Source organism: Variovorax gracilis (genome assembly GCF_030317115.1).
GTDB lineage: Bacteria > Pseudomonadota > Gammaproteobacteria > Burkholderiales > Burkholderiaceae_C > Variovorax > Variovorax gracilis.
This window is the reverse complement of record NZ_JASZYF010000037.1, coordinates 29,893-50,234: the sequence shown is the minus strand read 5'-3', so window position 1 is coordinate 50,234 and position 20,342 is coordinate 29,893. Positions and strand designations below refer to the sequence as shown.

Sequence of the window (20,342 nt, the reverse complement as noted above, 5' to 3'; positions counted from 1 at the left end):
CAGTTTCTCGGAGCTGAAGGTCACTGAAGCCGATTGCAGGGCCCAGGGCAAGGCCAGGAACCGCACGGCGCTCATCGCCTGCTTCGAGCCGAACCGTCGCGTGGAAATCCGGGCCGCCGGCGAGCAGGGCGGCTAGAGCTCGCGGGCTTGCGTGGCTTGCAGGGGATCACTGACAACGAACCGGGGTTGGAGTGATCCCCGCCCGCACGTCGAGCGGCGCGTCGTGCAGCCCGCGATGAGGTGGTGTCCGGCGCAGTGTTGACCAGCGCCGTCCTTGCCTGTCTTGGGAGGATGTCTATCCTGATTTCTCTGCGGCGTGACGGGGCGGTCTGCGCTGCATTGGGTCGCAGACGACACTCGGAGTTGAAGACATGAGCTTCCCGAAGAGTCCGGCCACAGCCATCGACATCCTGCTTGAACCAGACGCCAGGATGCTCGAGCACGCTGAAGCCAACAACGCTCGTCTGCTTCAGGCTTTCCCCAAGGGATTTGCCCTGGATGCGGCCCACCGGCCGCACGTCACGCTGGTGCAGCGGTTCGTCCGCACGGCAGACCTGGACAAGGTCTATGCCGCCGTCGAAAAGGTCCTCGCTGGAACTCGACTGGGCGACCTGGAGTTGGAGGCCATCAGGTACTACTACATCCCGAGCCAGGAGATCGGGCTGGCAGGCATCGTCGTGAAATCCACGCCTCAACTCCTCGAACTGCAGGAGGCGCTGATCGAGGCGGCAACCCCCTTCACGGCCGAGACCGGCGACTCGGGCGCGTTCGTTACGACACCCGATGACCCTGTCATCGACCCGCAGCTCATTCAGTACGTTTCCGCGTTTGTGCCGAAGGCTTCCGGTGAACATTTCAATCCGCACGTCAGCACCGGCGTTGCGCTGCGTACGTACCTCGACGCGATGCTCGCCGAACCGTTCGAGCCGTTCCGCTTTTCGTTCAAGGGCGCTGCCGTCTATCAGCTGGGCCAGTTCGGTACCGCGGCCAGGAAACTCAAGGCGTGGGATTGATCAGGAGGTGGTCCGCAATCCCGGAAAGAGCTTGAAGGCATCGTCGCGAATCATCGCAATGGCCTCTGCGCCGGTGAGCGTGGTGTCCGGCGAGACGGTCGGCACCGCGGCGCCCAGGGATTTCTCCAACGCCAGCATGCTATGCACCAGCGCCTTGCCGAGCGGCGACAGCGGTAGATCCGGAGGAAGCAAGGCGACGTCGAATGTCGGAACCGGCCGGGGCACGACCTCGGGCCATTCATCGGGTGCTCTCGGCTTGCCGAGCGAAAGAACGGGGGCGATGTCCCGGGCCGAAGCGTCACGTGCGGTGAGAGGAGGCCCGAGCGACCATCGCTTGCGCAGGGTCTGGATCAGGGAGGTGTGGCGATATTCATCGTTGACCACGGTGCGTTCGGGGACCCACGCCGAGATCGCAATCGCGGGCACCCGCGCACCCGACCGCTGGAATGTGAACCCCATCTGGCCGGCCGGTGCCGTACGGATCGGTGGCACGGCGGGCGGAGGCGGGACATGGTCATAGGTCCCCCCCGATTCGTCGAAGGCGATCATCAGGAAGGTGTTGAGATAGTTCGATCCGCGGGGCGACGACGAAGAGCGGACCGCGTCGTAGACCGCCGCGAGCAGCGCGTCGCCCCCCAGGAGCGAGGACGGCGGATCGTACGGCAGGCCGTGAATCAGTGCCGAGATCGGCGGGTGCATGTCATTGTGGCCGTGCCACAGGTTCGGTTCGATGAACGAGTAGGTGGGCAGGCGGCCTCTTCTGGCGTCCTCGAGGAAATCGGCAACGGTCGAGAAGTGGGTTGCGAAGCGGTTGCGCAATCGTGAGGCATGAATGAGCCCCGTGAACGAGGCCGGACTTGGCGAGTCGCAGTAGACGCGCCATGTCAGTCCCTTGGCCTCCAGGCGTTCGAACAGCGTCTCTGCCTTGTTGTGAGCGGGAAAGGAATCGGGAGGAGACATGTTGACGACATATCCCGAAGCCGTGCCCGCGTGGAAGAACGAGCGGTTGGTGAAGGTCTGCGACGGCACCTCGCAGAACCAATGGTCAAACACGGCGAAACCACGAGCCAACGCCGAGAGCACCGGCATCTGCTGCGGCGTGTATCCGGTCATGATCTGCGCATACTCGTCGTACGTGGGCTGCCGCCTCATCTCGGCTGTGAAGGCGCTGATGTAGTCCATCACGAAGCCGTCCATCGTCGGCCGCTGACGCGGATCGCCCGGCGCGTTGTACGGAGCCACCATTCGCGCCAGCGGCATGAAACGGTTCTTCGGGTCGAGGATCCCGAACAAGTCCGTGTTGATGTGCGGGTACTCTTCGCCGGGATCCGGCTGCGGCGTATTCATCGTGGGCGACACGCCATAGGGCACGACCTTGCGCTCGGCGCCCTGTTCGGCCCATTCCGGGATGGGGTTGCCGAGGTCCTTGCCGATCACGCCATCGAACGACTTGACCTCGCCCGGTGCGTAAAGGCGCCCGAGCAGATTGTCGAATGAGCGGTTCTCGAACATGAGCACGACCACGTGGTCGAGCGCCTTGCGTTTGTCGCTCCCGGACCCTTGAGCCCGAGTGATCTCGGGAAACGCAACGCTGGCAGCTGCCGCGCTGACGATCTCGATGGCCTTGCGCCGTGTTGTCATGGTTTACCTCGTGGCCTCAACAACGACAGAAACTTCGCCGCGCACGCTGCATCTTCGCCGACGCCTTCGCCGGCGCCCAGGCGCGCAGTGCCACCGCAGACTAGGCTTTGACACCCCGCGAGGCAATCCGAGCGCCCACGGTGGTCCACGTACGTGAACTGCGCAATTGCCGGGCCGCGCCATCCCGCCGAATCTTGTCGCTGCCAATATCTGTGGCGTATCCGAGCTACCATCGGCCCCATGAAGAAGGACTCTGCCGACGCCCGTGCCTATCACCACGGCGACTTGCGCCGCGTGCTGATCGACTCGGCGCTGTCGATCGTCACGGAGGAGCAGGACTGGAGCTTTTCGCTCCGGGAGCTCGCGCGCCGCGCCGGCGTCTCGCACGCCGCGCCGCACAGCCATTTCGCGGAGAAGCGGGATCTGCTGATCGCTGTCGCGGGTGTCGGATTCGCGAGGCTGCGTGATCGCATGCGAGAAGCCGTCTCGAGCCTCAGAAAAGCGGACAAGGCACTGATTGCCGCTGCGCAGGCCTACATTGCGTTCGCCACGGAAAATCCCGCGTTGTATCGACTGATGTTCGGCCCCGCGCTCGCGGAAGGCGAAGCAACCCGCCCAGCCGCCTCCGGGATCGGTGCAGAAACCAAGGCTGTCCTCGAAGACCTTGTCCTTCGCGGCGCGCAATCCGGCGTATTCACGGCGAAGCCGGACGATGCGGTCGCACTTGGAATTGCCACGCTCTCTTGCTGGTCGACGGTCCACGGCCTGGCCAACCTGATCATCGACTCGAAGGTCGACACTGCCATCCCGGATCACGAGCTCGTCGACGGTGTGATGCAACTCTTTCTGGATGGCATTCGAACGCGACGGCCCGCATCGTGACGATGTGCGGCCGGCGCGTCGCCTGTGCGCTTACGGCTGGTCCGGAACCCACTCGCCGTGGAAACCGAAGGGCACCCGCACAGGGAGTTCCACGACAGCCAAGGGCGGACCAGCGAAGTCCTGAGCCGACAGGACCACAACGTCGCTGGCATTGCGCTCGGCGTTGAAGACATAGGCCAAGACGTAACCATCGTCTTCGTCGGTTGCCCCGCTGCGCGGTACGAACACCGGCTCCAGCGACGCGTGCCCGGCGCCGAAATCGTGCACCTCGGTGCGTCCGCTGCGCACATCGTGCTTGTACACGGGCCCGGAACTCACCCGGTCGCCCCACCAGTGGGCCGTGTAGGCAAATTGATAGTCCTGTCCACCGAGTCGGTCGTCGATGCGCGGAAATTCGCCTCCATGATCGTCGAGAACGCGCTCCGACAGCCGGCCGCTGGCGCGATCCAGCGTCCACCGCGCCAGGACCGGCGTGCCTTCGTTCGGCCCCTGCCTGTCACGCTCGAACATGCGCGGATGGCGCACGACGTCCACGATCACTTCGCCGGATTGGGCCTCGTAGGCGTTCACGATATGGAAGACATAGCAGGATGGCGCGTCGAACCAGATCAGGCGGTCGATGTCGCCGTTGCGCGGAAGCAGGCCCACGCGCGGCGCCTGTCGTTCGTTCCAGAAATAGGGGAAGACATGTGCCGGCGCCAATTGCGGCTGGAAGGTGACCGGCAAGTCGAGAACGACGATGAAGTTGCGCGTGAATCCCACGTCATGCACCATCGGTTCGTGCGGCGTCGCGATCTCGGCACGCGTCTGGGCGCGTCCTTCCGCGTCCACCACCACATAGCGCAGTGACGCACGACCCGGCTCATAGGTGATTGCGACGAGCTCTCCGGTGATCGGATCACGCTTTGGATGGGCGGTGAAGCCGCCCTCCAGCGTGCCACCGAAGTCCGAACGCGCGACGCTTTCCAGGTTGGCGTCCAGTTCGATGGGCAACGCACCGGCCTCCACGATGGCGTGGACACGGCCACCGATGAGCGTCACGTTGGTGTTCACGGGAAGTTGCCCGTCGCCCGGACCCGAGATCGGCGCCTTGCCCAAGGCCGTGGCCGCGTCGGCACTCAACGTGAAGCGGCTGCGATACCACTCCGCACGCCCGCCGCGCAAGCGCAGGCCGTGCACGAGGCCTGTCCCCGTGAACCAGTGGTAGCTGGCCGGATCGAGCGGGCCGACCGGACTCGGGCCGATGCGCAGGAAGCGCCCATCCAGGTCCTCCGGAATGTGACCGCGGACCTGGAGATCGAAGGCGGTGGTCTCACGCGTCATCGGCGCGAAGTTGCCGCTGAGGTACGCGAGCTCGGTGGCATGGGTCGAGAAAGTCGACTCTGCTGGGGATCTCTCGGACGGGGTCGGAGTGACATCGGTGTTCATGGGAATCTCCTGGAGGTGATGTGGGCTCGCAAGTAGCATCCACCGCTAACTTGACAGTGCCAATATTACGCCTTCATCTTGGCAGTGACAAGATGCGAGCTCAAAAGACCACAATGGCTGTGGGATCGAGACCCGGCTGGCAGTTGGATTCCTGCTCCACGGCGCCTTGAAGTCGGATGTACGCTCCTGAGCACGTCGGGTCGTCGTCGCTGGAGCATCGGCCCATTGCTGCGCGACGCGCGCATCACGCCGGGTCCATCGACCTTCTGGAGAGACCGCATGAAAGATCAAGTCAACCCGGACATCCTGATCAGCGCGGTGCAGGCACGCGCGGTCAATGTGCCACTCGACCCCCCGCTGCGTACCAGTGTCGGCGTGATCTCGACTTCGCCCCTTGTCCTGATCGATCTGCAAGCGAGCGACGGCAGCGTCGGGCACGCCACTCTCTTTACCTACACGCCGGCGGCCCTGGAGGCCACGCGACAGATGGTGGTGTCGCTCGGCGAAGGCCTCAACGGTCAGCCACTGGCGCCCTTCGAGATCGATCGATTGCTGTCCCAGCGCCTGCGGCTGCTCGGGCGCACCGGCATCGCGCAGATGGCTTGCGCCGGCATCGACATGGCGGCCTGGGATGCGCTCGCTGTGGCGCGCAACCTGCCCCTGGTGGAACTGCTGGGCGGCAGGCGGCGGCCGATCGCCGCCTACGACAGCCATGGCATGGACGGCGTCGAACTCGGTGTCGAGCGCGCCGGGCGTGCAATGGCGCAAGGCTTCGGTGCCATCAAGACCAAGGTCGGCTACGCGACGCTGGCCGAGGACCTGCGAGTGGTGCGGGCGCTGCGTCAGGCGATGGGCCCCGACGCCCAGTTGCTGGTCGACTACAACCAGGGCCTGAGCGTGCCGGAAGCGATCCGCCGCATCCATGCACTCGAAGGCGAAGGTATCTCCTGGGTCGAGGAGCCCACCCTGCAGGATGACTACGCGGGCCACGCGCGCATCCGCGAGCAGGTGCGCCTGCCGATCCAGATGGGCGAGAACTGGTGCGGGCCGGGCGAGATGACCAAGGCGCTCGAGGCCGGAGCCTGCGACCTGGTCATGCCCGACGCGATGAAGATCGGCGGTGTGACCGGATGGCTGCGTGCCGCGGCGCTGGCCCAGGCGCGGGGCCTGCCGATGTCGAGCCACATCTTCCAGGAAGTCAGCGTGCACCTGCTGGCCGTCACGCCGACCTGCCACCTGCTCGAACGCATGGACCTCGCGGGCCCGGTGCTGGAAGAATCCTTGAGCTTCGAGAACGGCACGGCGATCGCGCCACAGCGACCGGGCACGGGCATCGCGTGGAACGAGGACGCCGTGCGCCGTTTCGAAGTGAAGGCTCACTGAAGCCGCCAACCGCCATGCCGCGCGCGCCGTTCGCGCTCAACGCGCGCGAAGGCTAGCGTCGGCTTGTCCGTGCCGCGAGATCCGGCCCGGCAGGATCGTCCGCAGCCCCGACGCCGAGGTGGCCCTCGGCCGCCTCCTTGGCCTCGCGCCACCACTTGAGCAACAGGTCGAAATCACTCGCAAAACCCCGCCGCAACAGTTCCTCGGCGTAGCGCGAGCAGAAAGCCGCCGCGGCCACGTCCAGCACCCTGCGCGTGGCTTCGCGGTCGCAGGCGAGGTAGACGCTCTGGAGGTCTTCCACCGGTATGGCGGCCTGCTGCTCAGGGCCGGGCTCGGCGCTGCCTGCCAGCGTGGTGAACGCAAGCGCGAAGATCGCGCAGCCCGCGCGCCACGGGTAAGCATCGCGCCCAAGAGGTCGTGGATTCGATGTCATCTTTGCCTCCCACTGTCACTTCCGCGCTTCGCGCCCACGAGTTGACTCTAGCGATGCCATGGGACTTGCACATCCCCCGAGGGGAGGACCCACCGCGCAACGTCCGGTGTACCCGCTTGTCAGGCGGCGCGACGCTGTCCCGCCAGCTTCCGCACCACCGCCACCGTCCGATCGATCTCGTCGAAGGTGTTGTAGAACGCCAGCGACGGCCGCACGGTGGTTTCGACACCGTTGCGCCGAAGGATCGGTTGCGCGCAGTGATGCATACGAGTTTGCAGATTCGTTTTCCGTTGAATGCACAGGCGGGTCCCCGCCCAAAAAAAACGGGCCCCATGGACCCGTGAACGTCGCTCGAAAACGACGAGGAGACAACCCTACCTTCCAGGCAGACGGTAGCCGTGGGGAGCGCGCCTGCCAACGACGTTTACCGAGTATCGACAGTCGAACCTCGTTGCGAAGTGCAACTCGTGGCGTTGCCGTCCTTGCGCCGGACCCATTCGGTGATCGCGCCGCCAGGCCATCCCTTGGTCGACGGACCACTGACCATCCAACGACTGGCCGCGTATCCCCTCGTCACCTGCGACAGCGGCCTCACCGGCCGTACGCGCATCGACCAGGCCTTTGACGAAGCAGGCCTCCAACCCGACCTGGGGCGGCGCTGGCGGAGGAATTCCACGCCCAGGCCACACATCGTCAGCAAAGGTTCCGATGCGGGGGTTCCGCTCAGGGTGCGCAGCGTCATGGTCCGCTCAAGCCAATGCGAGCGTCGGCACGATGAGGGCCTCCTCACGGCGCCGGCGCAGCACCGGCACCGCACGCTCGACGGCCAGCGCGATGCGAGCGCGCAGGGCATCGCTGCTCACGCGGTAGTTGTCGAACTCCTTGTCGGTTGCATAGACACCGATGGGCAGGGTGTGCGCCTGGAAGAAGCTGAACAGTGGCCTCAGTTGATGATCGATCGCCAGTGCGTGCCGGTCGCTGCCGCCCGTCGCGGCGAGCAGCACCGGCACGTCGATCAGCGCCTCGTGGTGCACGAAGTCGAACAGATGCTTGAAGAGCCCGGTGTACGAACCCCGGTAGATCGGACTGGCCACCAACAGCAGGTCTGCGGTCTCGATGTCGCGCAGGATGCCCTCGACGTCCTGCGGAAGCCTTGCCCGATGCAGGACGCTGCCGAACTTGGGCACGATCTCGCCGAGTTCGACGAGTCGGGTATTCACGGGCAAGGCATCGGCCAGGCCCTCGACGATCTGTTCGACGAGTGCCAGCGTGCGGGACGGGCGTTGAAGGCCGCCGGAGACGGCGACGACTTTGAGCTTCTGGATCATGTCGGGGCGTTGAATGAGGGATCGGGTCACCAGCGGACGCCGGAGCGACGCGGTCGGGAACGAAGGTTGTTTTCAGGTCGCTTCGCGGACTGGCGCCACGGTCTGCCCAGGTAGCGGCCGTCGCCATGGGTGGGAAGGAACCAGAAACTCTTCACGACATCGCCTCGCGCGGCTCGAAGTTTCAAGCCGAGACTGTGAGGCTGTCGACGGCCTTTGAGCAGGTCAGGGCTAGAAGCATTTCAGAGATCGATATGCGGATTTCGAGAGCGGCCTGCGCGTCAAGCTTGTGCTCGGCACATCGGACAGCCCGTGTCGCAGGGTCCCGCGCTCACTCCTCGAAGTCGGCCGACTGTCCGGTCAGACGCAGCATCTCGTCGACGAAGTCATCGATCGGCGGCAACGCGATCAGCGCCGAACCCGTCCGTCAGCGCATCGATCAGCGTTCGCTCCAGCCAAGCTTGAAACTCGTCGGGTGCCCATCCTGATTCGTGCACGAGCTTGTGATAGACCTCTCGGCTGGTGAACATCCACAGCAGCGTCGCTGCCGCTTCCTTCGTGAGGCCTTTGCGGGCGCGCTTCGCCGCGAACAGCGCGTCGATCCGCTCGCGCTGCATCTCCCGTCGGAGGGCTTCGAAGGACTGGTTCGCCTTGCGAAGCTCTGGCGAGAACGCCGCCGACTTCATCAGCAGGCTGAGCTCGGCGCTTTCGCCCTCATAGATCGCTCGCGCGACGTGAGCGCTCATCGCGACGCGCTGGACCGGGTCGCTCAGCCCTTCCAGCTTCTGGTGGGCCTCCTTGAACCGCGGCCCAAAGATCGCGTCATGCATCAGAGCGTGCAGCAGGCCGGCCTTGGACTTCACCACCGCATACACCGTCGGCTCCGACACGCCCGCTCGCTCAGCGATCTGGGCGACGGTGGTCGCGTCGATCCCCTTGCGAGAGAACAGAACCTTGCCCGCGTGCAGGATCCTGGCGCGGGTGCGCTCCGCCGCCTCCGAGCGAGTGTCCGAGCGGTAGCGTCGCTTGTCGGGAGCTTTCATATTCACTATAGTGTGCTACATCCAATACAGATGACGGATGGGACTCGCGCATGACGTTCGAAGCCTACATGAACCACATCCGGGGCAAGACCGGCAAGGAGCCGAAGGACTTCTTCGACCAGGCCGTTCAAGCGGGGATCCTGCGCCCGGACACCCGGACGATGGAGTTCGTCGCCTGGCTCAAGAGCAACTCGGGGCTCGGCCATGGGCATGCCATGGCGGTCTGGGAGGCTTTCAAGCGCAATGGATGGGTTCCATTGCCAAGTGCACCGGCGGTGGCCGCCAAGCGAGGCAGGCCATGAACTGGGCGCGACGCGTCGGCATCGGCCTCTCGGGCCTCGCCACGCTGTTCTTCGTCCTGGACGCCACGGGCAAGCTGCTCCAGATGGAGCCGGTGTTGCGAAGCACGCAGGATCTCGGCTGGCCGACCAGCGCCGTGGTGCCGCTGGGGGCAGTGCTGATGGTGGGCGCCGTGCTGTACGCCGTGCCCCGGACTACTGTGCTCGGCGCGATCTATCTGACCGGATTCCTGGGCGGGGCGGTGGCGACCCATTACCGTGTCGGCTCTCCCCTGGCCACCCACGTGCTGTTCGGGGTCTACGTAGGGCTCGTGATGTGGGCGGGCCTGGTGCTGCGCTATCCGGCCTTCTTCAAGGCCGCCTTTTCCAGACCGGGCAAGGGGCTGCCGAAGGTGTGAGATGGGCCCTGCCCTTCCTTTCGCGCCGCTTCGACGCGGCCCGCGAGCGCGGCTGTCGCCGTTCAGGTTCGCGTGCGCGCTGCAGACGCTCGCGTCTCTATCACTTGCCCGACGACTCCGTCGCGTCGAACAACTGCCTGTCAACCTTCCAGTCAGGACCGTAGGTGGCATCGGCATAGGCATAGATGACCGCCGAACCGAGGAGGCCGTGAAGAACGTCGCCCTGGGCCGCCCTCCGGCTGATGACCGCATTCAGAAGGCCCTTGCGTGCCAGGTCCTGGAGCGCCCGGTTGACCCAGTGATCGAGTGTTGCCGGCGCGAGCGCCGCGACCTCTTTCTTCATCGCTTCGATCTGCTCGCCCAGCCAGCCTGACCCCTGAGCGGTGGACGACTTCGGGGTCGTGGGCGCGGGCGCGGCCGGCGGCCTGGGATCCGGCAGGATCGGGCTGCTCGCGGCCCCCTCCTCCTTTGGCGTTCCCGGCTCCGCCTCGTTGCGAAGCAGCGAGCGCAGGTAGGAGAACGGGTTCTCGACTGCACGCAGGGACTTGCTGGCCGCCCTCCTCTCGAGATTGGCGATCTGTTCACGCACCCTGTCGTCCCCAAACTCCTTGATGAGGCCCTCCAGCTTGATTTCCCGGATCCCCAGCGTTTCGGCGCGCAGCACCAGATGGGCATCCACGGGCAACTGCGAAGCCGTCAGCCGTGGTGCGGCGGCCTGGCGCTTCTTGCGGACCGCGAACTGCACTTCGTGGATCAGCCTGCCCTGCTTGTGTTCGATCAGTTCGATCTCGAGATCCGTGTCGGCGTTGATCTCGGCAACCGCTTCCTTCACGCGCTCGTTCTTGAACTTGCGCCACTCGCGCCGCTCGGGCCCGGGGCCGTTGCTCAACGCATCCACCCACCAGGCGACCGGCTTGCGGCTGGTGACACCGCTCGGATTGTCCCGATAGCGAATGCAGATCTCGTAGAGTGCGACAGCCGTGTAGGAGCCCAGCTTCCCGAGCACTTCGAGATCGATGGTCGCCCAGCGTTGAGGCTCGCGCAGCGCAGACATGATGGTCGGCGGATAGGACCAGCTGACCCAGTTCTCCCCGCGCCTGACTTCCAGGGCCACTTCCGAAAGCATCGAGAATCCGCGCCACTTCACCCCGTCGCCAGGCGCCGTGGACTCCCAGTCGACCTCCAGGCTGCGCATTTCAAGCAGGTAGCGCTTCGCCGCGGTGCGCTCGCTGCCGCTGGAGCCGGTCGTGCGCAGAACGGCCGCCAGCGGCGCTTCGAACATGAAGTCGGCCGCCGGCATCGCCGGCATCCCGACAAGGCGCGTTTGCGAGATCTGCAACAGCGCCGTGTAGATACGACGACCTGTGAGCGTCACGCGCGCCGAGCGCGGCATCATGACGATCATCTCGTGGGGTTTGCGCAGCTCCAGCGCATCGTCGGCGCCAGAGCCGGCGGGATTCTGCGGGCTGGTCATGGGTAGCGATCGTATGTCCAACTTGAGTTGGACACAAGACCAACCGCGCGCGCCGCCACATCGCGGAACGGATCGTTGCCGATTCCTTCGAGCCGCACGTGCAAGGCGATCAAAAGCTGGACAGTTTGCCGGGAGCGGCTGAGCGACAACGCGCGAGCGAACGATTCAAACCCGGACACTTCGGCCCATCAGGTGCCATTTCAGCGATTTCGCTACCGATTAGATCCCGGACATTGCCCCATTTCCCGTCGAATCGCACCATTCTGGGACGACTTCAGGGCTGTGGACAACCTGCTGGCGAGGACGATCAGAGTCTGGACAGTGCCGATGGATCCCTGGACAGATCCGATGAAAACCCGGACACAAGCGATCAAAAGCTGGACATCAAACGCGAAGAAATCTCTCTAACCTGTTGATTTTAAACAAGAAAATCGAAAACTCCAGGGCCCTTAATCTCTTTAAGGTATTCAATATTCTTTAATCTCGAGACGTTCAAACAGCTTCCAAACCCCGAAATGCAAGCTTGGCAGCAGGACGTTTGTGCAGTGCCGCGTAGATTCTTCGTTTTTTCGCATGTGATGGGCATAATCGCATGACATTCAAATTTACAAGGCAGCTTCCGTGGACATCAAGCAAACTATCCGTCGTCAGAACCTCGAGGACATCGAGCACCAAGCACACAAGGTGGCCGGGATGATGGACCGGATCCGTGCGGCCATGCTGGCGCCCACCGCCGCGAAGTCTGCGCCAACGCTCAAAGCCGTGCAACTGGCAGAACTCTGCGGCGTCGACAAGTCGAAGATCTCCTATCGTCTCACCCGCGGTGACCTTCCGAGCGGAGAGATCCATGGCAACAGCCGCGAATGGTCGATGGCCGACGCCCAGGTGTGGGCGCGCGAACTGCGCTCCGATCACCTGCGGCCGGAAGGTGCCGCGGCGATCACGATCACTGTCGCGAATTTCAAGGGCGGCGTCGCCAAGACGACCTCTGCGGTCACTCTGGCCCAGGGTCTGGCCATGCGGGGCCACAAGGTGCTGTTGCTGGACCTGGATGCGCAGGGCTCGGCCACCACCCTGTTCGGCGTCCTTCCCGATGCCGAGGTCGAGACCGAACACACCGCACTGCTGCTGTTCAACGGCGACGAGGACAACCTTCAGTATGCGATTCGCCCGACCTACTGGCCCGGGATCGACCTGGTCTGCGCGGCCCCCCTCCTCTACGGCGCCGAATTTCACCTTCCGGCGCGGCAGGCCAAGGATCCGGGCTTCGAGTTCTGGCGTGTCCTGGATCGCGGCCTCGACCTCACGCGCGAGCAGTACGACGTCATCGTCATCGACACCCCTCCCTCCCTGAGCTACGTGACGATCAATGCGCTGATGGCCGCCGACGGCGTCATCATGCCGCTGCCGCCTTCAGCGCTCGACTTTGCAAGTTCCGCCCAGTTCTGGGATTTGTTCTCCGACCTCTGCAATCAACTCGTTCGCAGCCGCGGCAAGGACAAGAGCTTCGAGTTCATCGACGTGCTCCTGTCCCGTGTCGAGGCGTCCGATACGGCGAGTTCCGTGGTCAGGCAATGGGTCCTCGAAGGCTACGGGGACAAGGTGCTTCCGATCGAGATCCCGAAGACCGCCGTCGCGGCGACTGCGAGCGCCGAGTTCGGAACGGTGTACGACCTGCCGCGCGGGTCCGTGAACTCCAAGACATTCTCGCGAGCCCGCGTGGCCTACGACCGCATGTGCGAGCTGATCGAGCAGCAGATCGAGGCGGTTTGGGCCCGCCAGGTCGAAGAGCGCCACACTCTGGAATTGGGGGTTTGAAATGGGTCTGAAGGACAAGGCTTCCAAGATCGACTTTGCATCGCTGATGCCGGCTTCGGCACCGAACCCGGAAGTGGCAAAGCCCAAGACCGCGCCCGGCGCAATGATGGCAATGGCCAACGACCAGCGGTCTGAACTGCTGCGCGAGAACGATCAGCTGCGCGAGCGGGCGGCCAAGGCCGCCGAGCTCGAAGGCCGGTTGAGCGACGCCGTGGCAGAACTGCGGACCTGGGATGGGGTCAAGGCGACGCGGCTGTTGGACCCGCTCCTGATCCGGCGCAGCGACTATGCGAACCGCCATGAATCGAGTTTTCAGAACGCCGAGTTCGAAGACCTGAAGCGGGAGATCAAGGAGGCGGGCGGCAATATCCAGCCCATCAAGGTGAGGGCGATTGCATCACCGGGCGACGGGCCGGAATATGAAATCGTCTTCGGCCATCGCAGGCATGAGGCATGTCTGCAACTCGGCCTGCAGGTTCTGGTCTTCGTCGACAACCTGGATGATCGCGCGCTGTTCGAGGAAATGGAGCGCGAGAACCGGCAGCGAGCCGATCTCTCGGCCTGGGAGCAGGGCGTGATGTACGCGCGTGCGCTGGATCGCGGACTCTATCCGTCCCTTCGGCAAATGGCGGCCGCCATCGGGGTGGACCATGCGAACGTGTCCAAGGCGCTGGTGCTCGCGCGCCTGCCGCAGAGTGTCCTGAACGCATTTGCTTCGCCGCTGGATCTGCAGTTTCGGTGGGCGACGGCGTTCACTGACATCCAGTCGAGGGATGCGGCAGGCCTTGAAGCGCGTGCTGCAAAGATCGCTGCCGACCGCGGCGCCATGACCCCGAAGGGGATCTTCGGCGCGCTCACGGCGCCGCAGGCAGAGTCGGTTCGCGCTGCACCCGAGCCTTCGGTCCAAAACTTCGATCGTGACGGCACGACTGTCGCCACGATGAAGGTGGATGGGGCAGGTCGTCCGTCCATCCGGATTCACGTCGCACTCAGCGAACTTCGCAGGAAGGAACTCGCCCGGCTCCTGGAGACCTTCGTGCGGGACGAATGACGCAATTGCGCATGTAGAGAAGGGCATCCGAGTGGATGCCCTTTTTTTTGCGCGTCATCCGTGGGGTACCGTACACCACATAGAGAACCGGGCGGGTTGGCTGGTCTCGTCTCGTCGCGGCCACGGCGAGGGCGAGGGCGGCTCGGGCCGCCAAGTGGGGTACGGTACACCACGCTCAACCAACACAGCCGCGACGGAAACACACGGCGTCGCGTCACCTCAAAAGCGGCGACCCGATGGTGCGTCACACGCGAAAGTCGAGTGGTGTACGGTACACCACCTCGCTGAATCAGGCCCCGCCGGTGACAGTGGTGTACCGTACACCACCCACGAACGGTCAGCACGAACGAAAGCTGACGCCGTCAGACTCGCTGCCCCGAAAGTTCGCGGTTGCGTCGGACTCGACATCCGGGCCGCCATGGCCCGTGCCCCCAAACTCGGACGCCGCACCGCGTGAGCCGCATCGTGCGAATCCGTTGGGATCGCCGTGAGGCAGGGGAGGGGGCCTAAGGCACCTTTTGCACCGACTCGAGAATCTCACTGAGCATGGACTTCACAACCCCCATGTCCCGATCGCGCCGCGCCTCCACCAGCGGGTCCGATCCGCTTCCGGCACGCCCCGTGCCTGTCGCGATGGCTTCCTGCGCGCGGGCCACCGCGTCGTCGAGTTTCGTGATCAGATTGTTTCGCATGGCCGAGAACTGAGCGACTTCCCGCTTCACCTCGGTCATCTCCTGCCGCAGCGAGGTCACCTGCCGGAGCAGTTCTTCCAGGATCGCGGTCGGTGGCTCAGCCCCGGCAGGCGGCTCCGCCGCGGTGGGCGACGCCGACGACGGCGCAGAGGCAAACAGGCGCGCGAGGCGCGACTCGAGACTGTCTGCGGCCCGGGCTACCGCCAGGTCGAGCACAGCCTGCGCGCTCGTGTCCGCCAGGTGCGGCCACAACTCGTAGACCCGGTTGATCGCCCGTCGGGTGTCCAGCTTCAATCCTGGCCGGCCCCCGCGACGAGGCCGCAGCATCGCTTCACCGGCGAAGGACGAAGGGGTGGGCGCCAACTCACCAACTTCCGATTCCGGCGCCACGCAAGCGGTGAACTCACCGCTGGCACTCCATTTCTTCAAGGAGGATTCCGTCGGTGCCTGATGACCGTGCATCATCGTCAGCATCCTGGCCAACTCCGCGAGGGAGCAATAGGGCGGCCAGCCGCCGGCAGTACCCGCGGCGGGCCCGCCCGCCCCGCCTTCGCCAACCTGAAGCAAAGGGAGGGTGTGCAGAGGTAGGTGGGCCATGGCAGGGAGTTTAGTTACCGAGTAACTGAATTGTCCAGCGATTTAGCGAATCTTTCTCGAAATCACCTTCACAAGCACCGATTTCGTGAAACATTTTCGTCTCGACGGGAGAAAAGGAAGCTAACTCCTTGTCAGATAAAGAAAAAATCTGATCCGCCGAAAACCCGTGAAACATTTACTTTCTGATAGGCGGAGGGGCGGGAACGGAGACCTTTTCGTCGTGCGGCGCCATTTCCTCCCGTTTCCGGCGTCAGGGAGTCATCGTTTCCGGGGCCGGTCTCGGACCGCTCCTGGACGTGTCGCGCGGCCTCGCCCTGACGGCGCCATTGGAAGTGAGCACCAACCATGAATGCCGGGTTTGCTGTCTCGGCGTTCAAGCTTGGGGCGCGCGCGATGGCACATTCGACTTCCGCCCCCCATCTCACGCGATGGTGAGCCAGGGTCGCGCAAGGGCCGACTTGAGGGGTGTCGCCCTTCAATGAAAGGCGGCGCAGCGGTCCACGACTTTGTAGGTCCGCAGCTTGATCAGGCTTGCGCCCACAGGAGCGCTGGCAAGACAGTCAACTGTCCAGGTTTTAATCGACCTCCTGGCCGGGCGGCAAGCGCGAGCACTGTACCGGAACCGGACGGATGATCCCGGCTTTATCGCGCACCTCGTCGCCGGCGCCGCCCGGCCGAGTTCGTGGCCGAGCACCCGACAGCGGAGCAGGTAGGGCCTATCCGCAAAGGCAAGCGGTGCGGGGGAGGGCGTCGGTCCGGCGAAGGCCAGCGGAGCACCCTACACCCGTGCGAGTGTGTCGGTCGCGCGATAGGGCGCGGGTCCCCGAACGACCCCCGAGTCCGATCGGAAACGAGCCGCCCGCGTATGCGCAAAACTGCACAAACGGCGCAAATGTATTGACCTCCTCCGCTGGTCGGCCAAGACGCCTTGTGCGACGCGAAGGCGCATACTGAATTGTCTGATCGACTCTGCAAATCTCACGCCACCAACCGTTAGCGCCAGGCGAACGCCCCGCGACTGACCGGAGTCCGCGACGATTCCTGGCCTCTCGAGGCGCCTGCTTCGCGATGCCTTCATAACGTCCGCACGCGAGGTGGTGACCATGGCGCACGCTCCCGAGCAGAACTATTCGATCCAGATCCTGCGCGCGGTGGCGGCCAGCACCGTCGCCTGGCTGCACACGTGGACCTTGCCCCTGTTCGGCCTGTTTGGCGTCGATCTCTTCTTCGTCATCAGCGGCTTCGTGATGTGCATGGTGGTCGAGCAGGGGCGCGGCGGCCCGACGGCGTTCCTGGTGGACAGGCTCACGCGCATCGTGCCGTTGTACTGGGCAGTGACGACGATGGTGTTGCTGGTCGCGTGGCGGCTGCCGAGCGTGATGGGAACGACCGTCGCGGATCTCGGCAACTACGTGCAGTCGATGCTTTTCATCCCGCACTTCCGCGACGACGGCCAGCTTTTCCCGGTTCTGATGGTCGGCTGGTCGCTGAACTTCGAGATGCTCTTCTACGGGCTGATCGCGCTCGTCCTTGCCTTCGGCAAGGTGCATCTTGCGAGCCTGATGGCCGTGGCGCTCGTTTCGCTTTACGCGATTGGCGCCCTGTTCGACGAAGGGACCGTCGGCCACGAGTTCCTGCACAACACGCTGTGGTTCAGTTTCGTCCTCGGAATGCTCTGCTTTCATGTCTACCGGCACCCGCTGCTGCAGCGGACCCCGAAGCCATTGGCGCTCGTGCTGGTCCTCGCCTGCTATTTCGGGATGGTGGGGTACGAGAATCAGGCCGATCGCTTCTGGGTCGCCGGCGTGCCAAGCTTCTTCATGCTTCTGTTCGCCTTGCAGCTCGAAGGCCCGATCCGCAGGGCCGGTTCGGTGATCCTGCGTTTCATCGTTCATGTTGGGGACTCGAGCTACGCCACCTACCTGTCCCACATGTTCGTGATCGGCTTTCTCGAGCGTGTGGTGTACGTGCGCCTGGGCATCCAGGAAAACTACGCGACCTCGCTGTTCTCGCTCGCGTGCTGCCTCGCGGCGGGCTCGCTGATCTACCGTCTCGTCGACCGGCCACTCGTGCGCGGCGCACGCCGGATGGTCCAGCGCTTTCACACCCTTCGCACAGCCGCGTCATAGCCCGGTGCGGATGGCGCCGACACGCGCGCTGGCAAGACGGTCAACTGTCCAGCTTTTAATCGGCTACCTTTGCCCTCGACAACCTCCCTGCCCACGACGCCCCGGGTCGCCAGCCTCGTCGACGGGAGGTTGGCGCAACTCGCAAACGGGTCGGCCCTGCGCCTGACGGTGAGCGCATCGCCGGAAGGAACAGAGGCGGGTTGACGACCCCCGTTGGCTCGGATCGGAGTTTGCGCGGTGGCCTGGCGCCGCGCTGCCAGTGAGCTCAGCCCGCGCGCAGCGTTTGATGACCGAAGCGCTTTGGAGACCTCCACGCCACACGCTTTGGCTGCCTTTTGCCTGTGAACCTGCCCAGTCCGTATCGAACGCGAGCGGCCCATCGGCGTGGCTCCCAAAGCGATGGTTCCCGAGCAGTGGAAGACGGGTGCAGCAAACGAGCTGACGCCGGCTGTGGGGTTGTTGATGGAGCGAGACACGCCGTGTTTGCGCACTTCGTTCAGCATTCCCTGGAAGTCGCTGCGCTCGGCCGGCCTGGCGATGTCCGGCCCGAGTCGCCGTTCGTCCTCGATCAGCGATTCCTCAATCAAGTTGAACGTTGAAGACCAAGCACGCCCTGGTCACTGGGAAGGTGACTTGCTGTTCGAAACTCCAAACAGCCAGATCGCGGCGAGTGGGATCGATCGGTTGAACCGACAGCCGACAACGACAGTTGGAATTGCCCCTTCCTGCGCGCCACGACTGGCTTCTGTGCAGCCAAGCCAACGAATCGCCGACCGGGATGCGTTCCAGTCGAACGTCTGCTGATGCCCGCCGAACTCTGACCTTGACTCACCTTGGTCAAGCCTTGCGCTTCAGCGTGCGACATTCACGATCGTGGCCTGCATGAGGGCGACCACCTTGTGTGCGTCCCCGGAACCAGGAAACGCTCGGACCTCGCCGCGGCAGACGGTCAGGAGCTTGCCAGAGTTCAGCACTCGTCCGATGGCCAGGAAGCGCTCGCCGAGAGCAGGTCGCATTAGGTTGATTTTGAACTCCGCGGTGACCACCTCGAAACCAGGCGGCGCCTTCGTCAATGCCGCGTAGCCACATGCGCTGTCGACAATGCTGGTGGTCGCGCCGGCATGAAGATACCCATGCTGCTGGGACAGACCGGCTGAGAAGGGCAGCTCGATATGGACCTCGCCGTCTTCCACCAGGACAAGGCGTGCGCCGAGGGTCGTCATCAAGCCCTGCGCGTTGAAGCTGTCAGCGATTCGTTTCTGGATTTTGCTCATTGTCGGCGTGAATGTAAGGCTGAACGCGCATGTAGGGGATGCCTTGCGTCGAGAGGGACTGGACGCTGGTCGACTCCATGAACCTTGCGGGGATCCTCGGATGGTTTCTGCGAAGGGAGAATTTGCCGGCGACGTGCGCGGCCCTTGGACCTACCATGCGTCCATGCACTGCAAGCCATTTTGGACGGCACACCCGAAAGGATTGCCAACTTGATTCACCTGCGGACCGCCGTCGCGCGATTGCTGTGGCGTGCACTGGCCGTGCTGTGCCTGCTGCTCGGGCTGGTGGGCATTTTCCTGCCAGTCATGCCGACCGTGCCCTTCGTGCTGGTCGCCGCCTGGGCCGCGGCACGCGGCTGGCCGGCGTTGGAGTCGTGGCTGCTCGGGCATCCGCGCTTTGGTGTGCATGTCCGGCAATGGCGCGAGGGCGGCTTCGTGCCGCGCAAGGCAAAGTGGGCGGCCAGCATCGGGATGATGGGCAGTGCGGTCCTACTGCTTTTCCTCCCCGTGCCCCATGTCGTGCGGATCGCCGTGCCGCTGTGCATGGCACTTGTGGCTGCCTGGCTGTGGTCACGTCCCGAGCCGCCGCCGGGCGCTGGCGACCCGGCAGAACCGGTGATGCGGGAAGAGTGACGCGCGCAGCGAACGACGGACCGCGTCCAGGCGTGGTGCGAAGAAGGTCTCTGCGCATGCGCCAGGAGCTGCTGCGAGTGCACGGCGTCCGGTCGCCGCGCCCGACGCTATCGGTCGCCGAGTGTCAACCTGCAGATGCGAACGGACGCGTCGTCCGGATCGAGCTTGACCTTGAAGCCGAGGCGCTTGGCAAGACGAAGCATCGGCTCGTTCTCTGACAGTACGAAGCCTTCCATCTCCTTGATTCCACGACGATGCGCCTCGTCGATCAGCGCGGTCATGAGCACGGTGGCCAGCCCTGCACGGTTGAATCTGGAGGCAACGGAGATGGCGAACTCGCAACGGGTGCGGTCGCTTCCGAAGACGGCAATTGTGCTTCCGACGATGTCAATGCCGTCGTCCGCCGGGACTGTCGCGACGATTCCGATCCCGCACTCTGGAAATGAAGCGAGCACGCTACGCAAGCGATCCCGGTTGGGCTCGCGAACGACATGCATGAAGCGCATGTAGCGAGCCTCCTGGCTCATGCGCTCGAACGCTTGCAGGAGTTCGCCTTCATCGGCAAGGCAGGATGCACGCAAGTGCACGACGCGCCCGTCGCGCAAAGTAACGTCACCTGCGAGAGAAGCCGGGTCGTGATCTGAATCGGTCCCTGCGTCGATCATGTGAGTCTCCGAGTGGCATCGAGCTGTCAAAGCGTACAGCGCAGACGCTGGCGCCGCAATGCTTGCGGAGGTGAAGTTGCTTCGTAGTGATCGCAGTCTGGGAGCGCGAGGCGATCCGCGGTCCTTTCGATCGAATTCAGATTTCGCTGATCTCCCTGCCGAGA

Annotated in this window: 19 protein-coding genes and 2 pseudogenes; 11 read left to right on the top strand and 10 right to left on the bottom strand. The window is 64.4% G+C overall.

Translation table 11 applies throughout. The annotated features are described in order from the left end of the window. Positions 1–371 precede the first annotated feature (371 nt). On the top strand, positions 372–1,013 hold the full coding sequence (locus QTH97_RS32800) for a 2'-5' RNA ligase family protein (RefSeq protein WP_286572769.1): 642 nt from the start codon (positions 372–374) through the stop codon (positions 1,011–1,013). On the opposite strand, the gene QTH97_RS32795 is transcribed toward QTH97_RS32800, so the two are convergent. Beyond that, on the bottom strand, positions 1,014–2,654 hold the full coding sequence (locus QTH97_RS32795; protein ID WP_286572768.1) for an alkaline phosphatase family protein: 1,641 nt from the start codon (positions 2,652–2,654) through the stop codon (positions 1,014–1,016). Positions 2,655–2,807: 153 nt separating this feature from the next. On the opposite strand from QTH97_RS32795, the gene QTH97_RS32790 reads away from it, so the two are divergent. Next, positions 2,808–3,536, top strand: coding sequence for a TetR/AcrR family transcriptional regulator (locus QTH97_RS32790; protein WP_286572767.1), 729 nt, complete (start codon positions 2,808–2,810; stop codon positions 3,534–3,536). A 30-nt stretch (positions 3,537–3,566) separates the two neighbouring features. On the opposite strand, the gene QTH97_RS32785 is transcribed toward QTH97_RS32790, so the two are convergent. Further along, the gene (locus QTH97_RS32785; RefSeq protein WP_286572766.1) at positions 3,567–4,964 is read right to left on the bottom strand and encodes a carotenoid oxygenase family protein; all 1,398 of its coding nucleotides are present in this window, start codon (positions 4,962–4,964) and stop codon (positions 3,567–3,569) included. 279 nt (positions 4,965–5,243) lie between these two features. Between QTH97_RS32785 and QTH97_RS32780 the strand changes: the two genes are divergently transcribed. Next, positions 5,244–6,347, top strand: a complete 1,104-nt coding sequence (locus tag QTH97_RS32780; protein ID WP_286572765.1) for an enolase C-terminal domain-like protein — start codon at positions 5,244–5,246, stop codon at positions 6,345–6,347. 52 nt (positions 6,348–6,399) lie between these two features. On the opposite strand, the gene QTH97_RS32775 is transcribed toward QTH97_RS32780, so the two are convergent. Together QTH97_RS32775 and QTH97_RS32770 are read right to left on the bottom strand one after the other, a co-directional pair. Continuing rightward, positions 6,400–6,780, bottom strand: a complete 381-nt coding sequence (locus QTH97_RS32775; RefSeq protein WP_286572764.1) for a hypothetical protein — start codon at positions 6,778–6,780, stop codon at positions 6,400–6,402. A 119-nt stretch (positions 6,781–6,899) separates the two neighbouring features. Beyond that, positions 6,900–7,043 (bottom strand): annotated as a pseudogene (locus QTH97_RS32770) (aminotransferase class V-fold PLP-dependent enzyme); the annotation flags it as partial. Between the two features lie 135 nt (positions 7,044–7,178). Between QTH97_RS32770 and QTH97_RS32765 the strand changes: the two are divergent. Further along, positions 7,179–7,418, top strand: a pseudogene (locus QTH97_RS32765) (LysR substrate-binding domain-containing protein); the annotation flags it as partial. Between the two features lie 111 nt (positions 7,419–7,529). Here the strand turns inward: QTH97_RS32765 and msuE are convergent. Further along, positions 7,530–8,108, bottom strand: a complete 579-nt coding sequence (gene msuE / locus QTH97_RS32760) for an FMN reductase (RefSeq protein ID WP_286572772.1) — start codon at positions 8,106–8,108, stop codon at positions 7,530–7,532. A 383-nt stretch (positions 8,109–8,491) separates the two neighbouring features. Further along, complete coding sequence (locus QTH97_RS32755; RefSeq protein WP_286572763.1) at positions 8,492–9,148, bottom strand: TetR/AcrR family transcriptional regulator; 657 nt, start codon at positions 9,146–9,148, stop codon at positions 8,492–8,494. Between the two features lie 50 nt (positions 9,149–9,198). Between QTH97_RS32755 and QTH97_RS32750 the strand changes: the two genes are divergently transcribed. Then, positions 9,199–9,450 carry a DUF4287 domain-containing protein gene (locus QTH97_RS32750; protein WP_286572762.1) on the top strand — a complete coding sequence of 84 codons (252 nt, stop codon included), beginning with the start codon at positions 9,199–9,201 and terminating at the stop codon, positions 9,448–9,450. Further along, positions 9,447–9,845, top strand: coding sequence for a DoxX family protein (locus tag QTH97_RS32745; RefSeq protein WP_286572761.1), 399 nt, complete (start codon positions 9,447–9,449; stop codon positions 9,843–9,845). The genes QTH97_RS32750 and QTH97_RS32745 overlap by 4 nt, the downstream gene beginning before the upstream one ends. Positions 9,846–9,945: 100 nt before the next feature. Here QTH97_RS32745 and QTH97_RS32740 read toward each other — a convergent pair whose 3' ends face one another. Continuing rightward, the gene (locus tag QTH97_RS32740; protein WP_286572760.1) at positions 9,946–11,319 is read right to left on the bottom strand and encodes a replication initiation protein; all 1,374 of its coding nucleotides are present in this window, start codon (positions 11,317–11,319) and stop codon (positions 9,946–9,948) included. A gap of 621 nt (positions 11,320–11,940) precedes the next feature. Here QTH97_RS32740 and QTH97_RS32735 point away from each other — a divergent pair. Together QTH97_RS32735 and QTH97_RS32730 are read left to right on the top strand one after the other, a co-directional pair. After that, positions 11,941–13,137: a ParA family protein gene (locus QTH97_RS32735; protein ID WP_286572759.1), complete on the top strand. Its 1,197-nt coding sequence runs from the start codon at positions 11,941–11,943 to the stop codon at positions 13,135–13,137. 1 nt (position 13,138) lies between these two features. Continuing rightward, positions 13,139–14,188 carry a ParB/RepB/Spo0J family partition protein gene (locus tag QTH97_RS32730; RefSeq protein ID WP_286572758.1) on the top strand — a complete coding sequence of 350 codons (1,050 nt, stop codon included), beginning with the start codon at positions 13,139–13,141 and terminating at the stop codon, positions 14,186–14,188. 506 nt (positions 14,189–14,694) lie between these two features. Here the strand turns inward: QTH97_RS32730 and QTH97_RS32725 are convergent. After that, the gene (locus QTH97_RS32725; RefSeq protein ID WP_286572757.1) at positions 14,695–15,354 is read right to left on the bottom strand and encodes a hypothetical protein; all 660 of its coding nucleotides are present in this window, start codon (positions 15,352–15,354) and stop codon (positions 14,695–14,697) included. 1,226 nt (positions 15,355–16,580) lie between these two features. Between QTH97_RS32725 and QTH97_RS32720 the strand changes: the two genes are divergently transcribed. Continuing rightward, a complete protein-coding gene (locus QTH97_RS32720) occupies positions 16,581–17,606 on the top strand; it encodes an acyltransferase family protein (RefSeq protein WP_286572756.1) in 1,026 nt (341 codons plus the stop codon). Positions 17,607–17,990: 384 nt separating this feature from the next. Continuing rightward, positions 17,991–18,410, top strand: coding sequence for a hypothetical protein (locus tag QTH97_RS32715; protein ID WP_286572755.1), 420 nt, complete (start codon positions 17,991–17,993; stop codon positions 18,408–18,410). 47 nt (positions 18,411–18,457) lie between these two features. On the opposite strand, the gene QTH97_RS32710 is transcribed toward QTH97_RS32715, so the two are convergent. Further along, positions 18,458–18,880, bottom strand: a complete 423-nt coding sequence (locus tag QTH97_RS32710) for a PaaI family thioesterase (protein WP_286572754.1) — start codon at positions 18,878–18,880, stop codon at positions 18,458–18,460. Between the two features lie 210 nt (positions 18,881–19,090). Here QTH97_RS32710 and QTH97_RS32705 point away from each other — a divergent pair, with 210 nt between their 5' ends. Continuing rightward, positions 19,091–19,513, top strand: a complete 423-nt coding sequence (locus QTH97_RS32705) for a YbaN family protein (protein WP_353655690.1) — start codon at positions 19,091–19,093, stop codon at positions 19,511–19,513. 107 nt (positions 19,514–19,620) lie between these two features. On the opposite strand, the gene QTH97_RS32700 is transcribed toward QTH97_RS32705, so the two are convergent. Next, positions 19,621–20,178, bottom strand: a complete 558-nt coding sequence (locus QTH97_RS32700) for a GNAT family N-acetyltransferase (RefSeq protein ID WP_286572753.1) — start codon at positions 20,176–20,178, stop codon at positions 19,621–19,623. Positions 20,179–20,342: the final 164 nt, after the last annotated feature.

Coding starts and splice junctions, on each gene's coding strand:
- QTH97_RS32730 (WP_286572758.1), top strand. CDS start 13,139: ATGGGTCTGAAGGACAAGGCTTCCAAGATCGACTTTGCATCGCTGATG.
- QTH97_RS32800 (WP_286572769.1), top strand. CDS start 372: ATGAGCTTCCCGAAGAGTCCGGCCACAGCCATCGACATCCTGCTTGAA.
- QTH97_RS32750 (WP_286572762.1), top strand. CDS start 9,199: ATGACGTTCGAAGCCTACATGAACCACATCCGGGGCAAGACCGGCAAG.
- QTH97_RS32755 (WP_286572763.1), bottom strand. CDS start 9,148: ATGAAAGCTCCCGACAAGCGACGCTACCGCTCGGACACTCGCTCGGAG.
- QTH97_RS32710 (WP_286572754.1), bottom strand. CDS start 18,880: ATGAGCAAAATCCAGAAACGAATCGCTGACAGCTTCAACGCGCAGGGC.
- msuE (WP_286572772.1), bottom strand. CDS start 8,108: ATGATCCAGAAGCTCAAAGTCGTCGCCGTCTCCGGCGGCCTTCAACGC.
- QTH97_RS32775 (WP_286572764.1), bottom strand. CDS start 6,780: ATGACATCGAATCCACGACCTCTTGGGCGCGATGCTTACCCGTGGCGC.
- QTH97_RS32700 (WP_286572753.1), bottom strand. CDS start 20,178: ATGATCGACGCAGGGACCGATTCAGATCACGACCCGGCTTCTCTCGCA.
- QTH97_RS32780 (WP_286572765.1), top strand. CDS start 5,244: ATGAAAGATCAAGTCAACCCGGACATCCTGATCAGCGCGGTGCAGGCA.
- QTH97_RS32720 (WP_286572756.1), top strand. CDS start 16,581: ATGGCGCACGCTCCCGAGCAGAACTATTCGATCCAGATCCTGCGCGCG.
- QTH97_RS32795 (WP_286572768.1), bottom strand. CDS start 2,654: ATGACAACACGGCGCAAGGCCATCGAGATCGTCAGCGCGGCAGCTGCC.
- QTH97_RS32725 (WP_286572757.1), bottom strand. CDS start 15,354: ATGCTGACGATGATGCACGGTCATCAGGCACCGACGGAATCCTCCTTG.
- QTH97_RS32740 (WP_286572760.1), bottom strand. CDS start 11,319: ATGACCAGCCCGCAGAATCCCGCCGGCTCTGGCGCCGACGATGCGCTG.
- QTH97_RS32785 (WP_286572766.1), bottom strand. CDS start 4,964: ATGAACACCGATGTCACTCCGACCCCGTCCGAGAGATCCCCAGCAGAG.
- QTH97_RS32745 (WP_286572761.1), top strand. CDS start 9,447: ATGAACTGGGCGCGACGCGTCGGCATCGGCCTCTCGGGCCTCGCCACG.